Annotated in this window: 13 protein-coding genes; 8 read left to right on the top strand and 5 right to left on the bottom strand. The window is 65.8% G+C overall.

Annotated features, from left to right (window positions below; genetic code table 11):
- Positions 1–266: 266 nt before the first annotated feature.
- The 5 genes from V4558_00095 to thrS all read right to left on the bottom strand — a co-directional run bounded on the left by V4558_00095 (position 267) and on the right by thrS (position 6,753).
- Positions 267–1,334, bottom strand: coding sequence for a Glu/Leu/Phe/Val dehydrogenase (locus tag V4558_00095; GenBank protein MES2303875.1), 1,068 nt, complete (start codon positions 1,332–1,334; stop codon positions 267–269).
- A complete protein-coding gene (locus tag V4558_00100) occupies positions 1,334–2,185 on the bottom strand; it encodes a 3-hydroxybutyryl-CoA dehydrogenase (GenBank protein MES2303876.1) in 852 nt (283 codons plus the stop codon). Before V4558_00100 ends, V4558_00095 begins: the two co-directional genes overlap by 1 nt.
- Positions 2,186–2,273: 88 nt before the next feature.
- A complete protein-coding gene (locus V4558_00105) occupies positions 2,274–3,461 on the bottom strand; it encodes an acetyl-CoA C-acetyltransferase (protein ID MES2303877.1) in 1,188 nt (395 codons plus the stop codon).
- 65 nt (positions 3,462–3,526) lie between these two features.
- Positions 3,527–4,819, bottom strand: coding sequence for an APC family permease (locus V4558_00110; protein MES2303878.1), 1,293 nt, complete (start codon positions 4,817–4,819; stop codon positions 3,527–3,529).
- Positions 4,816–6,753, bottom strand: coding sequence for a threonine--tRNA ligase (gene thrS / locus V4558_00115; protein ID MES2303879.1), 1,938 nt, complete (start codon positions 6,751–6,753; stop codon positions 4,816–4,818). Before thrS ends, V4558_00110 begins: the two co-directional genes overlap by 4 nt.
- An 84-nt stretch (positions 6,754–6,837) precedes the next feature.
- Here thrS and V4558_00120 point away from each other — a divergent pair, with 84 nt between their 5' ends.
- The 8 genes from V4558_00120 (at position 6,838) to V4558_00155 (ending at position 14,559) form a co-directional block, all read left to right on the top strand.
- Positions 6,838–7,278 carry a hypothetical protein gene (locus V4558_00120; GenBank protein MES2303880.1) on the top strand — a complete coding sequence of 147 codons (441 nt, stop codon included), beginning with the start codon at positions 6,838–6,840 and terminating at the stop codon, positions 7,276–7,278.
- Entirely contained in the window at positions 7,275–9,944 is a 2,670-nt protein-coding gene (locus V4558_00125) for a valine--tRNA ligase (GenBank protein ID MES2303881.1), read from the top strand. Before V4558_00120 ends, V4558_00125 begins: the two co-directional genes overlap by 4 nt.
- Positions 9,932–11,272: an Ig-like domain-containing protein gene (locus V4558_00130; GenBank protein MES2303882.1), complete on the top strand. Its 1,341-nt coding sequence runs from the start codon at positions 9,932–9,934 to the stop codon at positions 11,270–11,272. The genes V4558_00125 and V4558_00130 overlap by 13 nt, the downstream gene beginning before the upstream one ends.
- The gene (locus tag V4558_00135; protein ID MES2303883.1) at positions 11,269–11,820 is read left to right on the top strand and encodes an HAD family hydrolase; all 552 of its coding nucleotides are present in this window, start codon (positions 11,269–11,271) and stop codon (positions 11,818–11,820) included. Before V4558_00130 ends, V4558_00135 begins: the two co-directional genes overlap by 4 nt.
- A 3-nt stretch (positions 11,821–11,823) precedes the next feature.
- Positions 11,824–12,474, top strand: a complete 651-nt coding sequence (locus V4558_00140; GenBank protein ID MES2303884.1) for a hypothetical protein — start codon at positions 11,824–11,826, stop codon at positions 12,472–12,474.
- Positions 12,471–13,130: a hypothetical protein gene (locus tag V4558_00145; protein MES2303885.1), complete on the top strand. Its 660-nt coding sequence runs from the start codon at positions 12,471–12,473 to the stop codon at positions 13,128–13,130. The genes V4558_00140 and V4558_00145 overlap by 4 nt, the downstream gene beginning before the upstream one ends.
- 92 nt (positions 13,131–13,222) lie before the next feature.
- Complete coding sequence (locus V4558_00150; protein ID MES2303886.1) at positions 13,223–13,924, top strand: sensor histidine kinase; 702 nt, start codon at positions 13,223–13,225, stop codon at positions 13,922–13,924.
- Complete coding sequence (locus V4558_00155; protein ID MES2303887.1) at positions 13,924–14,559, top strand: response regulator transcription factor; 636 nt, start codon at positions 13,924–13,926, stop codon at positions 14,557–14,559. The genes V4558_00150 and V4558_00155 overlap by 1 nt, the downstream gene beginning before the upstream one ends.
- Positions 14,560–14,569 lie beyond the last annotated feature (10 nt).

Here is a 14,569-nt window from a genome sequence, read left to right on the forward strand (position 1 = left end):
CTCCGTTCCAGTACGAAGTATCGCCCCCTCGCTACGCTCAGGGTGACAATCCAGCAGCTCTCTTCGGTTGTGTCGCCCTGAACGAAGTGAGGGGGCAAGGCTCCGTCTCACCACGAAGTATCGCCCCCTCGCTGCGCTCAGGGTGACAATCCAGCAGCTCTCTTCAGTTGTGTCGCCCTGAACGAAGTGAGGGGGCAAGGCTCCGTTCCAGTACGAAGTATCGCCCCCTCGCTACGCTCAGGGTGACAATCCAGCGGCTCGCTAGTCTACCTGTCTCCCGCCACCCACATCTGCTTCAGCGCCGCCACCGACTTGATCCGCTCCTCGGCGAGGCGATCGGCAGCCTCGTAGGTCGGCACCTTCTCGCGATCGGCGATGGCGAAGACGCGGAGCATCGTGTCGTAGATCTCCTGCGCCTTCCGCTTCGCCCGCTCCATCGTCCAGCCCTGGAGTTCGCCGTAGACGTTGATGACGCCGCCGCCGTTGATGACGTAGTCGGGGGCGTAGAGCATCCCCTTCTTCTCGAGTTCAACGCCGTGACGCTCTTCGCCGAGCTGGTTGTTCGCGCCACCAGCGATGATCTCGACCTTGAGCCGCGGCAGCGTGTCATCGTTGATGATGCCGCCCAAGGCACAGGGCGCGAAGATGTCGGCCTTCTGGTCGTAGATCGCCTCGGGGGCCACCGCGGTCGCGCCGAGTTCGTCGACGACGCGCTGGACCTTTTCCTGATCGATATCGGTGACGATCAGCTTGGCGCCTTCCTGCTTGAGGTGCGTCATCAGGTAATAGGCGACCTTGCCGCACCCCTGCACCGCGATCGTCTTGCCGGCGAGGGAGTCCTTCCCCCAGCGCGCCTTGGCCGACGCCTTCATCCCCATGTACACGCCGTACGACGTAACCGGCGACGGATCGCCCGAGAGATTCAGCAGGCCGGCCACGTGCTTCGTCTCGCGCTTGATGAACTCCATGTCGGTCGGCGAGGTGCCGACGTCTTCCGCAGTGATGTAGCGGCCGCCCAGCGTCTCGACGAAGCGTCCATGCGCCCGGAAAATCGACTCGCGATCGCCGCGCTTCGGATCGGCGATGATCACGGCCTTGCCGCCACCGAGATTGAGCCCGGCCACGGCCGACTTGTAGGTCATCCCGCGCGACAGCCGCAGGGCGTCCTTGATCGCCGCTTCATTGTTGGCATACTGCCAGACACGGGTGCCGCCGAGGGCAGGGCCCAGGGTGGTGTCGTGGATGGCAATGATGCCGAAGTAGCCGCACGAGGGTTCGTGGGAGAACACCAGCTGCTCGTGTCCCCACTTCTTCATTTCGTCGAAGACGTCCATCAGGCCTTCCCGTAGTCGTAGAAGCCGCGGCCGCTCTTGCGACCGAGATATCCTGCCGCCACCATCTTCTTCAGCAGCGGACAGGGACGATACTTGTCATCGCCCAACCCAGCGTGCAGCACATTCAGGATCGCCAGACAGACATCGAGGCCGATGAAGTCGGCCAGTTGCAGCGGGCCCATCGGGTGCGCCATCCCCAGCTTCATCACCGTGTCGATTGCTTCCGGAGTGGCAACTCCTTCCATCACGCAGAAGATCGCCTCGTTAATCATCGGCATCAGGACGCGATTGCTGACAAAGCCGGGGTAGTCGTTGACTTCCACTGGCGTCTTGCCGAGGGCCGCCGACAACTCCACCACCGTCTTCGTGGTCGCATCGCTCGTCGCGTGACCCCGGATCACTTCCACCAGCTGCATCACCGGCACCGGATTCATGAAATGCATCCCGATGACCTGCGCGGGGCGCTTGGTCTTCGCGGCGATTTCGGTGATCGAGATGGAGGAGGTGTTGCTGGCGAGGATGGTGTCGGGACCGCAGATGCCGTCGAGTTTCGCGAAGAGGTCGAACTTGATGGCGGGATTCTCGCTCGCCGCCTCGACCACCAGCGCCGCATCCTTCGCGGCGTTGAGGTCGCTGCTGGTGCGAATCCTCCCTACCACCTCCGCGACCGCCTCCGGTGCGAGCGTGCCCTTCTTGACCTGCCGCTCGAGGTTGGCCGTGACCGTGGCGACGGCCTTCGCCAGCGCCGGCTCGCTCACATCAATCAGCGCCACCTCGTGGCCGTGCTGCGCGAAGACGTGGGCGATGCCGTTGCCCATGGTGCCAGATCCGATGACTGCGACTTTTTGCATGAGATCTCAGGTTTACGAAGTTCAGTGTTGGGATGATGGATGATGGATAATGGATCTCTTCATCAATGATCCATCATCCATCATCCTTTCAGATGCTCTCAACGCTAAGCGCAACCGCATTCCCGCCACCAAGACACAACGTCGCCAGACCCGTCTTCGCTCCGCGATCCTTCATGGCATAGAGCAGCGTCGCGAGGACCCGTGCGCCCGAGGCGCCGATGGGGTGGCCCAGCGCGATCGCGCCGCCATTCACGTTGACCCGGTTCTCGTCCCAGCCGAGGCCGCGGCCGTCGGCGATGGCCTGCACCGCGAACGCCTCGTTGGCTTCGATCAGGTCGTAGTCATTGATCGTGGTGCCGTTCTTCTTCATCAGGTTCTGCACCGCGAGGATCGGCGCGAAGAAGAGATCCTTCGGCTCGCCGCCACTGGTCGCGTAGCCGGTGATCCGGCCGAGCGGCGCGATGTTGTGATGCTTTGCGAACGCGAGCGAGGCGACCACCAGCGCGGCGCCGCCATCGTTGAGCCCCGGCGCGTTGCCGGCGGTGACCGTGCCGTCCTTGCGGAAGACCGGCTTCAGCTTGGCGAGGGTCTCGAGCGTCGTGTCGGCGCGGGGCGACTCATCGGCGCTCACCGTGATCGGCCCCTTCCGGTCGGCAATCTCGACCGACACCATCTCGTGGGCGAATTTCCCCGCCGCCTGCGCCGCGACGGCGCGCTGATGCGACCGGAACGCGAAGGCATCCTGATCGGCACGACTCACACCTGCCTTCTCGGCGGTGTACTCGGCGTACTCACCCATGTGATTGTTGCCGAACGAGTCCCAGAGGCCGTCGTGGATCATCCCGTCGACCATGGTCTGGTTGCCGGCCTTGATGCCGTTGCGATAGCCGTAGACGTAGTGCACGGCGTTCGACATCGACTCCATGCCACCAGCCACAACGCAGGCCGCATCGCCCGCCTTGATCGCCTGGGCCGCGAGCATCACTGCCTTGAGGCCAGAGCCGCAGACCTTGTTGATCGTGAGCGCGGGGATCGTCCCCGGAAGGCCGGCGTGGATCATCGCCTGGCGCGCCGGCGCCTGACCGGCACCGCCCTGTACCACGTGACCCATGATCACGTCATCAATCAGTGTGGGGTCGATCCCGGTGCGGCGGACCGCTTCGGCAATGGCGATGGATCCGAGACGAGTGGCTGGCAGAGAAGAAAGAGCGCCGAGGTACTTGCCGATGGGCGTCCGGCAGGCGCTGAGGATGACTGGCGTGTTCTGGTCGGACACTTGGCCGTTCCTGGGTAGTTAAACCGCGAGAAAGATAGACGCGTCCACCCGCTGACGGGATCGGTTCAACTACCGAGCCGCTGCCTGCGGATGAAGTAGGGGATGGCGCAGGCCGCAGCAACTGCCCCAATGGCAAGGAGTTCGCCACTGGTGAGCGAGATCAGCAGGGCGACGATTGCCACCCCGGCTAGTACGGGAATCACCGGCCCGCCGGGCAGCACGAACGGCTCCTCCTCGGCCCGGATCCCCTTCCGCCGGAGCGGGATCACGCCCAGTGCGCAGACCAGGTAAATCATCAGCGTGCCCGACGCCGAGACGAGGGCGAGCACCGAGAAGGTCCCCGAAAGCGCCAGGGCGAGCGAAAGGAGGGCGTAGCAGATGATCGCGTTTGCGGGCGTCCGGCGGACGGGGTCGATCCTGCCCATCGCGGCGGGGAGCAGACCGTCTTCGCCCAGGGCTACCATGACTCGCGGCTGCGAGAGGATGTCAGCGAAGATGAAGGCGCCGGTCGCCAGGGCGATCGCTGCCAGCACCAGCGTTCCGCCGATACCGCCAATCATCGCGGTGGCGGTATCGGCAAGCGGCGAGCCCGTCGACGTAGCGAGCGCCGGACCGAGCACACCCTGCGCGACGAACTGCAAGCCGAGATAGAGCAGGGTCACACCGCCGATGCCGAAGAAGATCCCGCGCGGAATCGTGCGGGAGGGGCGAACCACCTCGCCCGCGACATTGAGCGCTCCCTCGATTCCGACGAAGGCGAAGATGAGCAGCACCGATGTCCGCCCCACGGCAACGATGCCCGGCACGGACGTCCAATGCAGATTCTCGCCCTTCACGTGAAAGAGGCCGAGTGCCACGAGGGCCACGAGCGGCAGCAGCTTGATCGCCGTGCTGATCTGGACGGCCGCAACCCCGTTGCGGACACCGCGCACATTGAGCGCCGTCGCGGCGAAGTAGACCAGCAGCAGCAATCCGATCCGCGGCACGGTGCCGGCGAAGAACGGGAAGAGCTGCGCCATCGTATCGGCGAAGAGGGCGCCTACTGCCGCGTCGGCAAACGCCCCGTTCGCAGTGAAGAGGAGCATGCCCACGAACGCTCCGGCGAAGCGGCCGAAGGCAGCGTCGGCGATGGCGTAGAGGCCACCGGTGTGCGGCACCCTGCTCCCAGCCTCGGCGAGCGAGAGCCCCACGAGTGCCATCACCAGCGCGCAGACGAGGTACGCGAGGACCGCGGCGGCGCCAAGCTCCTTCGCAGCAAGAGCCGGCAATCCGAAGATGCCGGCTCCCACCGTCACGCTTACCAGCATCAGGGCGAGAGCCCGAACGCCGATGAGACGTTCGAGCTTCGGGCCGCTCACGGAACCAACGACCGGCTCCGTACCTGTTCGGCCAGGCGCGCCGCAAAGTCGTCGAGCGAGACGACCTCCTGCTTGTTCCCTGCCCCGCGCACCCGCACGGCGAGACTCGCGCTGTCGGCTTCGCGCTGTCCGATCACGGCCATATAGGGCACCTTGGCGAGCTCCCCTTCACGAATGCGGTAGTTGAGTGTCTCGTGGCGATCATCAAGGTGCGCCCTGATTCCCATATCGCGCAAGCGTGCCGTGGCCGCCTCGGCCGCTGCCTGCTGCGTGTCGCTGATGGGGATGATGCGCACCTGCTCCGGCGCGAGCCAGAGCGGGAAGGCGCCGGCGAAGTGCTCGATCAGGATCGCAATGAACCGCTCGAACGAGCCATTCACCGCGCGATGGATGATCACCGGCCGATGCTCGGAGTTGTCGTCGCCGACGTAATTGAGATCGAAGCGCTCTGGCGCGGCGTAGTCGAGCTGAATGGTGCCGAGCTGCCACTTCCGGCCGATGGCATCTTCAACATCGAAGTCGATCTTCGGGCCGTAGAAGGCGCCGTCGCCCGGCTTCATCTCGTACGCCATCCCGGTGGCCTCGAGCGCGTGCCGCAGGGCACGCTCGGCCTCGTCCCACATCTGGTCGCTGCCGATCCGCTGCTCCGGACGGGTCGCGAACTTCAGCGTCGCCTTGAGCCCGAACGTCTCATAGTACTTCATGATGAACTGCACCAGGCGGTGTACCTCGGCCTGGATGTGCCGTTCCATCAGGAAGATATGGCAGTCATCCTGCTGGAACTGGCGCACCCGCGTCAGCCCCGAGAGTGCACCGGAGACCTCGTTTCGGTGCAACACGTCGTAGGTCGTGTAGCGCAGCGGCAGGTCGCGATACGAGTGCTTCTTCGCCTGGTAGAGCAGGTAGTGCGACGGGCAGTTCATCGGCTTGAGCGAGAAATCGTGCTCGCCAGTCTCGTTGTCGAGGACCAGGAACATGTTCTCCTTGTACTTCCCCCAATGCCCCGACATCTCCCAGAGCGCCTTGTTGAAGAGGAGTGGCGTGCGCACTTCCTGGTAGCCATCGCGCTGCAGCTCGCGCATGAACTTGATCAGCTCGTTCATCAGTGCGCTGCCGCGATCGGTCCAGAAGGCCGCACCCGGCGCGAACGGATGGAACATGAAGAGGTCCATCTGCTTGCCGAGCACTCGATGGTCGCGCTTCTTCGCCTCGTCGAGTCGGGTGAGGTGCTGCGCCAGCTCGTCCTTCTTGAAGAAGGCGGTGCCATAGATCCGCTGCAGCATCTGGCGGTTGGAGTCGCCCCGCCAATAGGCGCCGGCACCCGTGAGCAGCTTGAAGTGCTTGAGCTTCGCCGTGCTCGGGATGTGCGGGCCGCGGCAGAGGTCGACAAATGGCCCGTCGGTGTAGACGGTGATGGTCTCGTCGGGACCGAGTTCGGAGATACGCTCGAGCTTGAGGGGATCGTCGGCGAAGCGCTTGTTCGCTTCGTCGCGCGACACCACTTCGCGGGTAAAGGGATAGTCGGCCTCGACCACCGCGCTCATCCGCTGCTCGATTGCCTCGAGGTCTTCGGGCGTGAACGGCCGCGGCACGGCGAAGTCGTAATAGAAGCCCTCCTCGATGGAAGGGCCGAAGCCGATCCCGGCCTCGGGAAAGAGCTCCCGGACCGCCGTCGCGAGGATGTGGGCCGCCGAGTGCCGCAGCACCGGCAGCGACTCGGCATCGCGCTCGGTGAGGATCGCCACCGTGGCACCGTCAACGAGCGGACGACCCAGATCCTGGATCTCGCCGTTGACCCGGATCGCCACGGACGCGCGGGCGAGGCCGGCGCCGATCTGGGCGGCGAGTTCCATCCCGGTAGTCCCGGTCGCCAGCTCGCGAACGGATCCATCAGGAAGGGTGACTCGAATCTGGCCGTCCGTGGTGGTCGCCATGGCTCTGTCCTGCCTCGCAATCGGGGTCTGAAGAGGTCTGCCGCAGGCATAGGCCGGGCCGACCGAGTCTTGTAGTTTATCACCATGCCACGTCTTGCTCTACGACATCGTCGCCCAGCACCCTCCACCCCGGCCACGCTCGGGGCCGTCACCCTCGGGCTGGCGGCCGGCGCGGCGGTGGGATTCCTCCTCAGCGAGTTCTTCGCCGGCACCGCCAAGCGCCTGCTCCAGGAGGTGGCCTCACCGGCGCCCGAACAGGGGTCGGTTGCCGAACTGGTGCACGACGCGCTCGCGGCCCTCGAGAATGACCTGCAGCTCCGCGAATGCCATCTCGACGTGGTGCCGGTCCGCCGCTTCGCGATCGAAATCCACGGCTGGGTCCCCGACCGCCCCTCGCGGCTCCGCGCCCAGCGTCTCGTCGCGGCCGCCGTGGCGCCGGCCGACGTGATCAACTGCGTCCTGGTGCGGGGCGAGGACGATCTCGCTTTCGACCTGATCGACGATAGCGACGCGTTGCACGCATGACCGAGCCGCTCGCCCCCCAGTACGATCCGTCGGAGATCGAGGCGCCGCTCTATGCCTGGTGGCAAGAGCGGGGCTTCTATCACGTCGATGCCCACGGCACCGGCGAACCGTACGTGATCCAGATCCCGCCGCCGAACGTGACTGCAGTGCTGCACGCCGGTCACGGACTCAACAACACGATTCAGGACGTACTGATTCGCTTCGAGCGGATGCGTGGTCGTCGCGCGCTCTGGGTGCCTGGCACCGACCACGCCGGCATTGCGACGCAAAACGTGGTGGAGAAGATCCTCGCGAAGGAAGGTCTCACGCGCTTCGATGTGGGCCGCGAAGAGTTCGTGAAGCGAGTCTGGTCCTTCGTGCATGAGACGGGTGGTCAGATCCTCGACCAGCTGAAGGCGCTCGGCGCGAGCTGCGACTGGTCGCGGACCTACTTCACACTCGACGAAGATCTCTCGCGGGCAGTGCGCGAAGTCTTCGTGCGCTTGCACGAGCAGGGGCTGATCTATCGCGGCAAGTACATCATCAACTGGTGTCCGCGATGCCTGACCGCGCTCTCGAACGAAGAAGCCGAGAAAGAAGAGACCGACGGCCGGATCTGGCACCTCCGCTATCCGCTCGCCGATGGCAGCGGCTCGCTGGTGGTCGCCACGACGCGCCCCGAGACAATGCTCGGCGACTCCGCTGTGGCGGTACACCCCGACGATCCGCGCTACGCCCTGCTGATCGGCAAGCACATCCGGCTGCCGCTGGTCGACCGGATGATTCCGATTGTGGGCGATGACGCCGTCGACCCCGCGTTCGGCTCCGGTGCCGTGAAGATCACGCCGGCGCACGACCAGACTGACTTCGAAATCGGCAAGCGGCACGATCTCGAGCAAATCAACGTGATGACGCCTGATGCGCACATCAACGAGAATGCGCCGGAGCGTTTCCGCGGCCTCGAGCGGTATGCCGCGCGCAAGGCCGTCGTCGCGGAGTTCGAGGCGGCCGGCCTGCTGGTGAAGGTCGAGCAGCATCGCCACGCCGTGGGCCATTGCTATCGCTGTGGCACCGTGGTGGAACCGCGTCTCTCCGATCAGTGGTTCGTCAAGATGCAGCCGCTGGCCGAGCCGGCGCTTGCGGCATTTCGCGATGGCCGCATCAGCTTCATCCCGGAGCGGCAGGGCGACAACTACGCCAACTGGATGGAGAACATCCGCGACTGGTGCATCTCGCGCCAGCTCTGGTGGGGGCACCGCATTCCGGTGTGGTACTGCGAGTCGCCTGAGTGCAGCACCACGATCGTCTCACGGGAAACGCCGACGCGCTGCACCGCGTGCGGCGGCAGCGTGCGCCAGGACGAAGATGTGCTCGACACCTGGTTCTCCTCGTGGCTGGTGCCGTTGTCATCGCTCGGCTGGCCTGACCACACCGACGACCTCGCGGCGTTCTACCCCGGCACCACGCTCGTCACCGCCCCGGAGATCCTCTTCTTCTGGGTCGCGCGGATGATCATGGCCGGGCTCGAGTTCAAGGGCGAGGTGCCGTTCAAGACGGTCTACCTCCACGGCACCGTACGCGACACCCAGCATCGCAAGATGTCGAAGTCGCTTGGCAACGGCATCGACCCGCTCGAGGTGATCGATCGCTTCGGCGCGGACGCCCTGCGCTACACGATGGTGAGCGGGATGGCGGTGGGTACCGACCTGATCCTCGATCCGGCCGATCTTGAGTCTTCGTTCGCCCCCGGGCGCAACTTTGCGAACAAGCTCTGGAACATCGGGCGCTTTCTGCTGGGGCATCTGGAAGCGGGTGCTGCGCCGATCAGCAGCGTACCGGAAAGTGAACTCACGCTCGCGGATCGCTGGATTCTTGCGCGCGCCCATGAAACCATCGGGACTGCGACGCAGCACTACGAGCGCTTCCGACTCAACGATGCGGCGGCCGCGGTTTATCACTTCCTCTGGAGTGATCTCGCCGACTGGTATCTCGAGCAGGTCAAGCCACGGCTCTACGGCACGCAGCCCGGTGGCGAGACGGCGCGGGCGGTGGCGGCGCATGTCTTCAACCTCGCGTTGCGGCTGCTGCATCCGGTGATGCCGTTCGTGACCGAGACCCTCTGGAAGCGGCTGCCAGGTTCTGCCGACAACGCTTCGATCAGTGTCGCGAAGTGGCCGGTGTTGAACGATGGCCGCGAAGATGCTGCCGCCCTCGTGGACTTCGGTGCACTGCAGGCGCTGATCACGGCAGTGCGCGTGTTGCGTGCCGACTACGCCGTGTCACCTGGTGCCACGGTGAAGGTGACGGTGGTTGATCCGAGCGAAGCGGTGCAACGCGCCATCGCTGCCGACAGTGACACGATTCGCCGGCTCGCCAAGGTGGAGCAGCTTACCGTAGGCCCGGCCCCTTCCGAGGCAGGCGGAACCCGGGTGCTCGATGACCGGACCACGATCGTGGTGCCACTGGGCGACCTCGTCGACCTCGACAAGGAGTGCGCCCGTCTGGGCAGCGAGGCCGCGAAGATGGAGCAACTGGTGCAGGCGCAGGAGAGCAAGCTTTCGAACGAGAATTTCGTGAGCCGCGCACCGGCCAACATCATCGAGAAGGAGCGGGAGAAGCTCGAGTCGTGGCGGGCACAAGCCGTCACCCTGCGAGAAAAGCGCCGGGCGCTCGGATGTGCCGACTGAGGTTTCGCGCTGCCGCCCTGCTTCTCCTCGCCGGCTGCGCGCGGATGGGCAATCCTCCCGGCGGCCCGCCTGACTTCCGGGCGCCGGTACTGCTCGCGACCTATCCGGAATCGACGGTGGTCCTCCCCGACTTCAAGGGCTGGGTCGATTTCAAGTTCGACGAGACCGTGAGCGAGGGCTCCCAGCCCAACTTCGGCCTCGGCAACGGCGACCTCGAACGACTGGTGTTGCTCTCGCCATCGAAGCCTGGCGAAGTGCCACGCGTCGAGTGGCACCGCAGCCGGATCAGCGTGCGCCCGCGCAACGGCTGGCGCCCCAACACCGTCTACCGGATCGAACTGGCACCTGGCATTCGCGACCTCACTACCAACAGCCGCACCAACGAGGTCAAGCTCTCGCACGTGATCACCTTCGCCACCGGCGGTGAGTTGCCGAAGCGCGCGATCGAAGGGCGGGCTGTGGATTGGGCAGCCCGTCGCTTCATCCCGCACGCGTTGGTCGAGGCGATGCTCCTCCCCGATTCGCTGGTGTATCGCTCCGTCGCCGACTCGAATGGCCGCTTCCGACTGGGCCCGCTCCCCGATGGCGAGATGCTGGTCTCGGTGACGGCCGACCAGAATCGCAATATGGTGCGCGAAGGAAAGGAAGCGTGGGACACGGTGCGGATCGCGGCCGGTGCGTCGCGAGTCGGCGAAGTGTGGGCCTTCCTCCGCGATACGGTGCCTCCCAAGGTCACTGGTGCGGCGAGCCGGACCGATTCCGTGAACATCACCCTCACGTTCCAGCAGCCGATCGATCCGCTGCTGGCAATCCCGGCCGACAGCATCCGCGTCCTGCTCCTTCCCGATACCACCAACAAGCTCACCGACTCGGTGTCGCTCGGACCGATCTCGGCGCTGCCCCGTGCGGCTCACGACTCGGCGTACCGTGCGTTGGACGCCGCAGCCCGCGCCATGGCTGCGGCGGCGGCCGCGAAACCGGACAGTAGCAAGCCTGACACCGCCAGGGTGCCGGTCGCCCTCGCGAACCCGGCCGCGATCGACGGCGGAAAGGCCGCCGCCGATACGACGACCAAGGACGAACCACTCCAGAATCGCCCGCCGCTCGGAAGTGAGCTGGTAATTCGCACGCGTGGTCCGACCCGGCCCGGCAGCACCTACCTCATCGAGATCCGCGGCGTGCGCTCGGCCAACGGTCAGGTCGGCACCGTCACGGCGCGACTTGCCGTGCCGAAGCCTGCGCCGCCACCGAAGGCGAAGAGCGCCGCCGATTCCGCGAAGTCTCGTGTCGATTCTGCTGCAACCAAACCGGCGCCGGTGCGCCCGTGAGCACACCGGCAGTCTTTCTCGATCGCGACGGCACCCTGATCGAGGATCCGGGGTATCTCAGTGATCCTGCCGGAGTGCAACTCCTTCACGGAGCTGGAGCAGCGCTCCGCGAACTTCGCGATGCGGGGTACGCGCTGGTGGTCATCACCAACCAGTCGGGGATCGGACGCGGCCTCTACGCCGCAAGCGACTTCGTCGCGGTGCAGCGTGAAGTCGAGCGACAGCTTGCCGCGGAAGGGGTCACCCTCGACCTGGTGCTGCATTGTCCGCACACCGCCGATGCGGGTTGCCAGTGTCGCAAACCGGGTACCGCACTGTATCGTCAGGCCATCGCCGCACTCGACCTCGATGCGACGAGCAGCTGGTTCATCGGCGATCGCCCCGGCGATGTGCTCCCCACCACGGTCCTCGGCGGCAGCGCCATTCTGGTACGCACGGGCGTCGGGAGCCGCCACACCGGCGAAGCGGAACGGATCGGCGCACACATCGCCACGGATCTCCCGGCAGCGGTCACGCACCTTCGATCGGTGGTACGCCTCCAGGGGTAACAGATGACATCAAGCCAGGTGTTTGGCTGGTTGTTGATCGGCGTGCATGCGCTCCTGGTGCTCTTTGGCCTGATGCGCTGGCGCCAGCTCGACACCGGCTGCCGCTACACCTGGGCCTGGGCGTTGTTCGGGTTGATCACCCGCTACCTCAACACCAGGCTCCACGCCCCAACTGACCGTTTGGTCGTAACCCACTTCTACTTGCCGGTGAGCGCGGTCCTCGCCACGCTGGCGCTGGCGCAGTATCAACGGACGCGTCGCGATGCCGATGCCGTGCGGCTCGCTGGCGCCGGCTATGTCGTGGCGTGGGCCATCATCACGCCGCTCTTCGAGAACATCCGGGCCTTCTCGCTATACACCGCGCCGCTGCGGGCGGCACTCGTTGCATTCATCGCGATTCGCACCATCAGCGGCGCGCGCGCCCGGGTCGGGCACCCGTGGCACGAGGACCGGGGCATCCTTGTCGCGGGGGCATTTGCGGTGCTCTACGCCGCAACGGGGATCGCATCGCCCTGGGCGGCGGCAAACCACACCTCGAATCTGGCACTCATTCGCCCACTACTGCTCTGGCGTGACGTGGTCGTGCTGATTGCGATGACCCCAATGCTCTGGGCCTTCCTCCTGCACGTGCCGCTTCCGGAGCGTGAACGGTGAGGTCGTTCCTCTTCATCGCCGACCTGCTCACGAACGTTGGCGAACTGGTGATCTTCCTGTACGGGCTGCAGCGCTGGGAGCTGCTCGATCGCTCGCGTCGGTTGTTGACCGCGTGGGCGGGGAGTGCCGTGCTGGCAGCGGCCGGCACGGCGATCCTCACGGGCACCGCCGGCTACGGCCACATCATGCTGCAGCTCTACCTCCCATTGAGCGCCCTCTTCGCGATGGGCTCGCTGGCAGCGTTGCAGACCTCGCGCCGTCGCCGTGACGCATTTCGGATCGCGGGGGCGCTATACGCGGTGGTCTGGGCAGTACTCACGCTGACCTATGAGGACCTCGGCGCGTACTCGGTGATCACCGGACCGATTCACCACGTGCTGATTACCGGCGGCGCCGCGTTCACGTTGCAGAGCGCCCTGCGGCGCGTGCAAGGGCCGCTGCTCGGCGACCCGGCCGCCGTGGTCGGCATGGGCTTCCTTGCGTTTGCGGCACCGACGGCGATGATTCACCCGGTGCTGACCATCTTCCGGAATGAACCGACGCTCGATCTGTTGCTGGTGACACGCGACGCCGTCGCCCTCCTGGGGTACGCCGCCATGATTCATGCCATCGCGCTGCCACGTTTCCGTCGTGCATTGCAGGAGATCGCCGCCTGAGCGTCGTCCTCGCCCTGGCAGTCATCGTCCAGGCCGCCTCGACCGCGCCCACCTCACCGACCACCGGGCAGGCACCGGTCGTGGCGCTGGTGGTGACCTTCGCGCTCGTCGGGATCATCCTGACAGCGGCGCTCATTGGCTCGACCATCCTGCAGCAGCGTCGCTTCCTCCGCGCGCGGGAGCAGTTCGCTGGGCGACTCCTCGCCGTGCAGGACGAAGAGCGCTCAGCCGTCGCGCGCGAGCTGCATGACGATGTGATCCAGCGCCTCATCTCGCTCTCGGCCGAATTGCGAACCGGCGAACCAGCACGGAGCGGCGCGGTTGCCGGCCGGATCGACCGCCTCGTCGACGACCTCCGCGGACTCGCGCGAGGAATGCACCCCTCGGTGGTGGACCACGTGGGATTGCACGAGGCGCTCCGCGAACTCGCGAGCTCGATGGAAGAACGGGAGACACTCACGATCGAGCTGACCGGCCCTATCGACGAGTCAGGGCTTGGGCCGAAGCGCCGCCTCGCGCTCTATCGCGTCGCACAGGAGGCGCTCAGCAACGCCGCGCGCCATTCGGGCGTGGAGCGGGTGTCGATGAGCCTGAGGCGAATCGACCAGGCGATCCGGCTCACCATCGAGGATGCGGGGCGCGGCTTCGATCCCGACGAGGCGGCTACCGGACCGGGAATCGGCGTCACGTCGATGCGCGAGCGCCTTGCGGCGTTCGGCGGCCTGGTGATCTTCGACGCCTCACCAGGGCGCGGCACCCGGGTCGTGGCCACCATGCCGACGGAGAAGCCCTGATGACCTCAAAACCGACGCTGATGATTGCCGATGACCACCCCGTAGTGGCCGAGGCACTGTCGACGTCACTCGAGCGGTGGTTCCGGATCATCGGCAGCGTGGTGACGCTGGAGCAGCTCGAGGACGCCCTGCGGCAACGCACACCCGACGTCGTCGTGCTCGACCTTTCCTTCGGCGAGGAGAGTTCGCTGCGGATACTGCCCACGCTCGTGAAGGGGTATCCCGACACCCGCTTCGTGATCCTCACGGCACACGTCGAGCCAGTGCTGGTCGACGCCGCGTTGCGGGCTGGGGCCACGGGATACGTGGTGAAGCAGTCCGCCCCATCGGAGCTGCGCGTGGCGATCGAGGAATCCCTCCTCGGCCGGACCTACGTGACTCCAATCATCCGGCATCAGGCGCCTGAGCCGGGCGCCGACCCTGCCCTTCCCGGTCCCGACGCGATCCAGGTCTCGGAGCGGCAGCTCCGGATCCTTCGCCTGCTCCGTGCCGGCCACACCTACCGTCAGATCGCCGACGAGCTCGGCATCGCGACAAAGACCGTGGAATACCACATCAATGTGTTGCGCATCCGGCTCGGCGTGCCACGCACGAGTCAGCTGTTGCGCTGGGCCGAGACCGCGATCATCGACTGATTGCCGGCAC

It is taken from the genome of Gemmatimonadota bacterium, assembly GCA_040388535.1.
In the GTDB taxonomy this organism is placed as follows: domain Bacteria; phylum Gemmatimonadota; class Gemmatimonadetes; order Gemmatimonadales; family GWC2-71-9; genus Palsa-1233.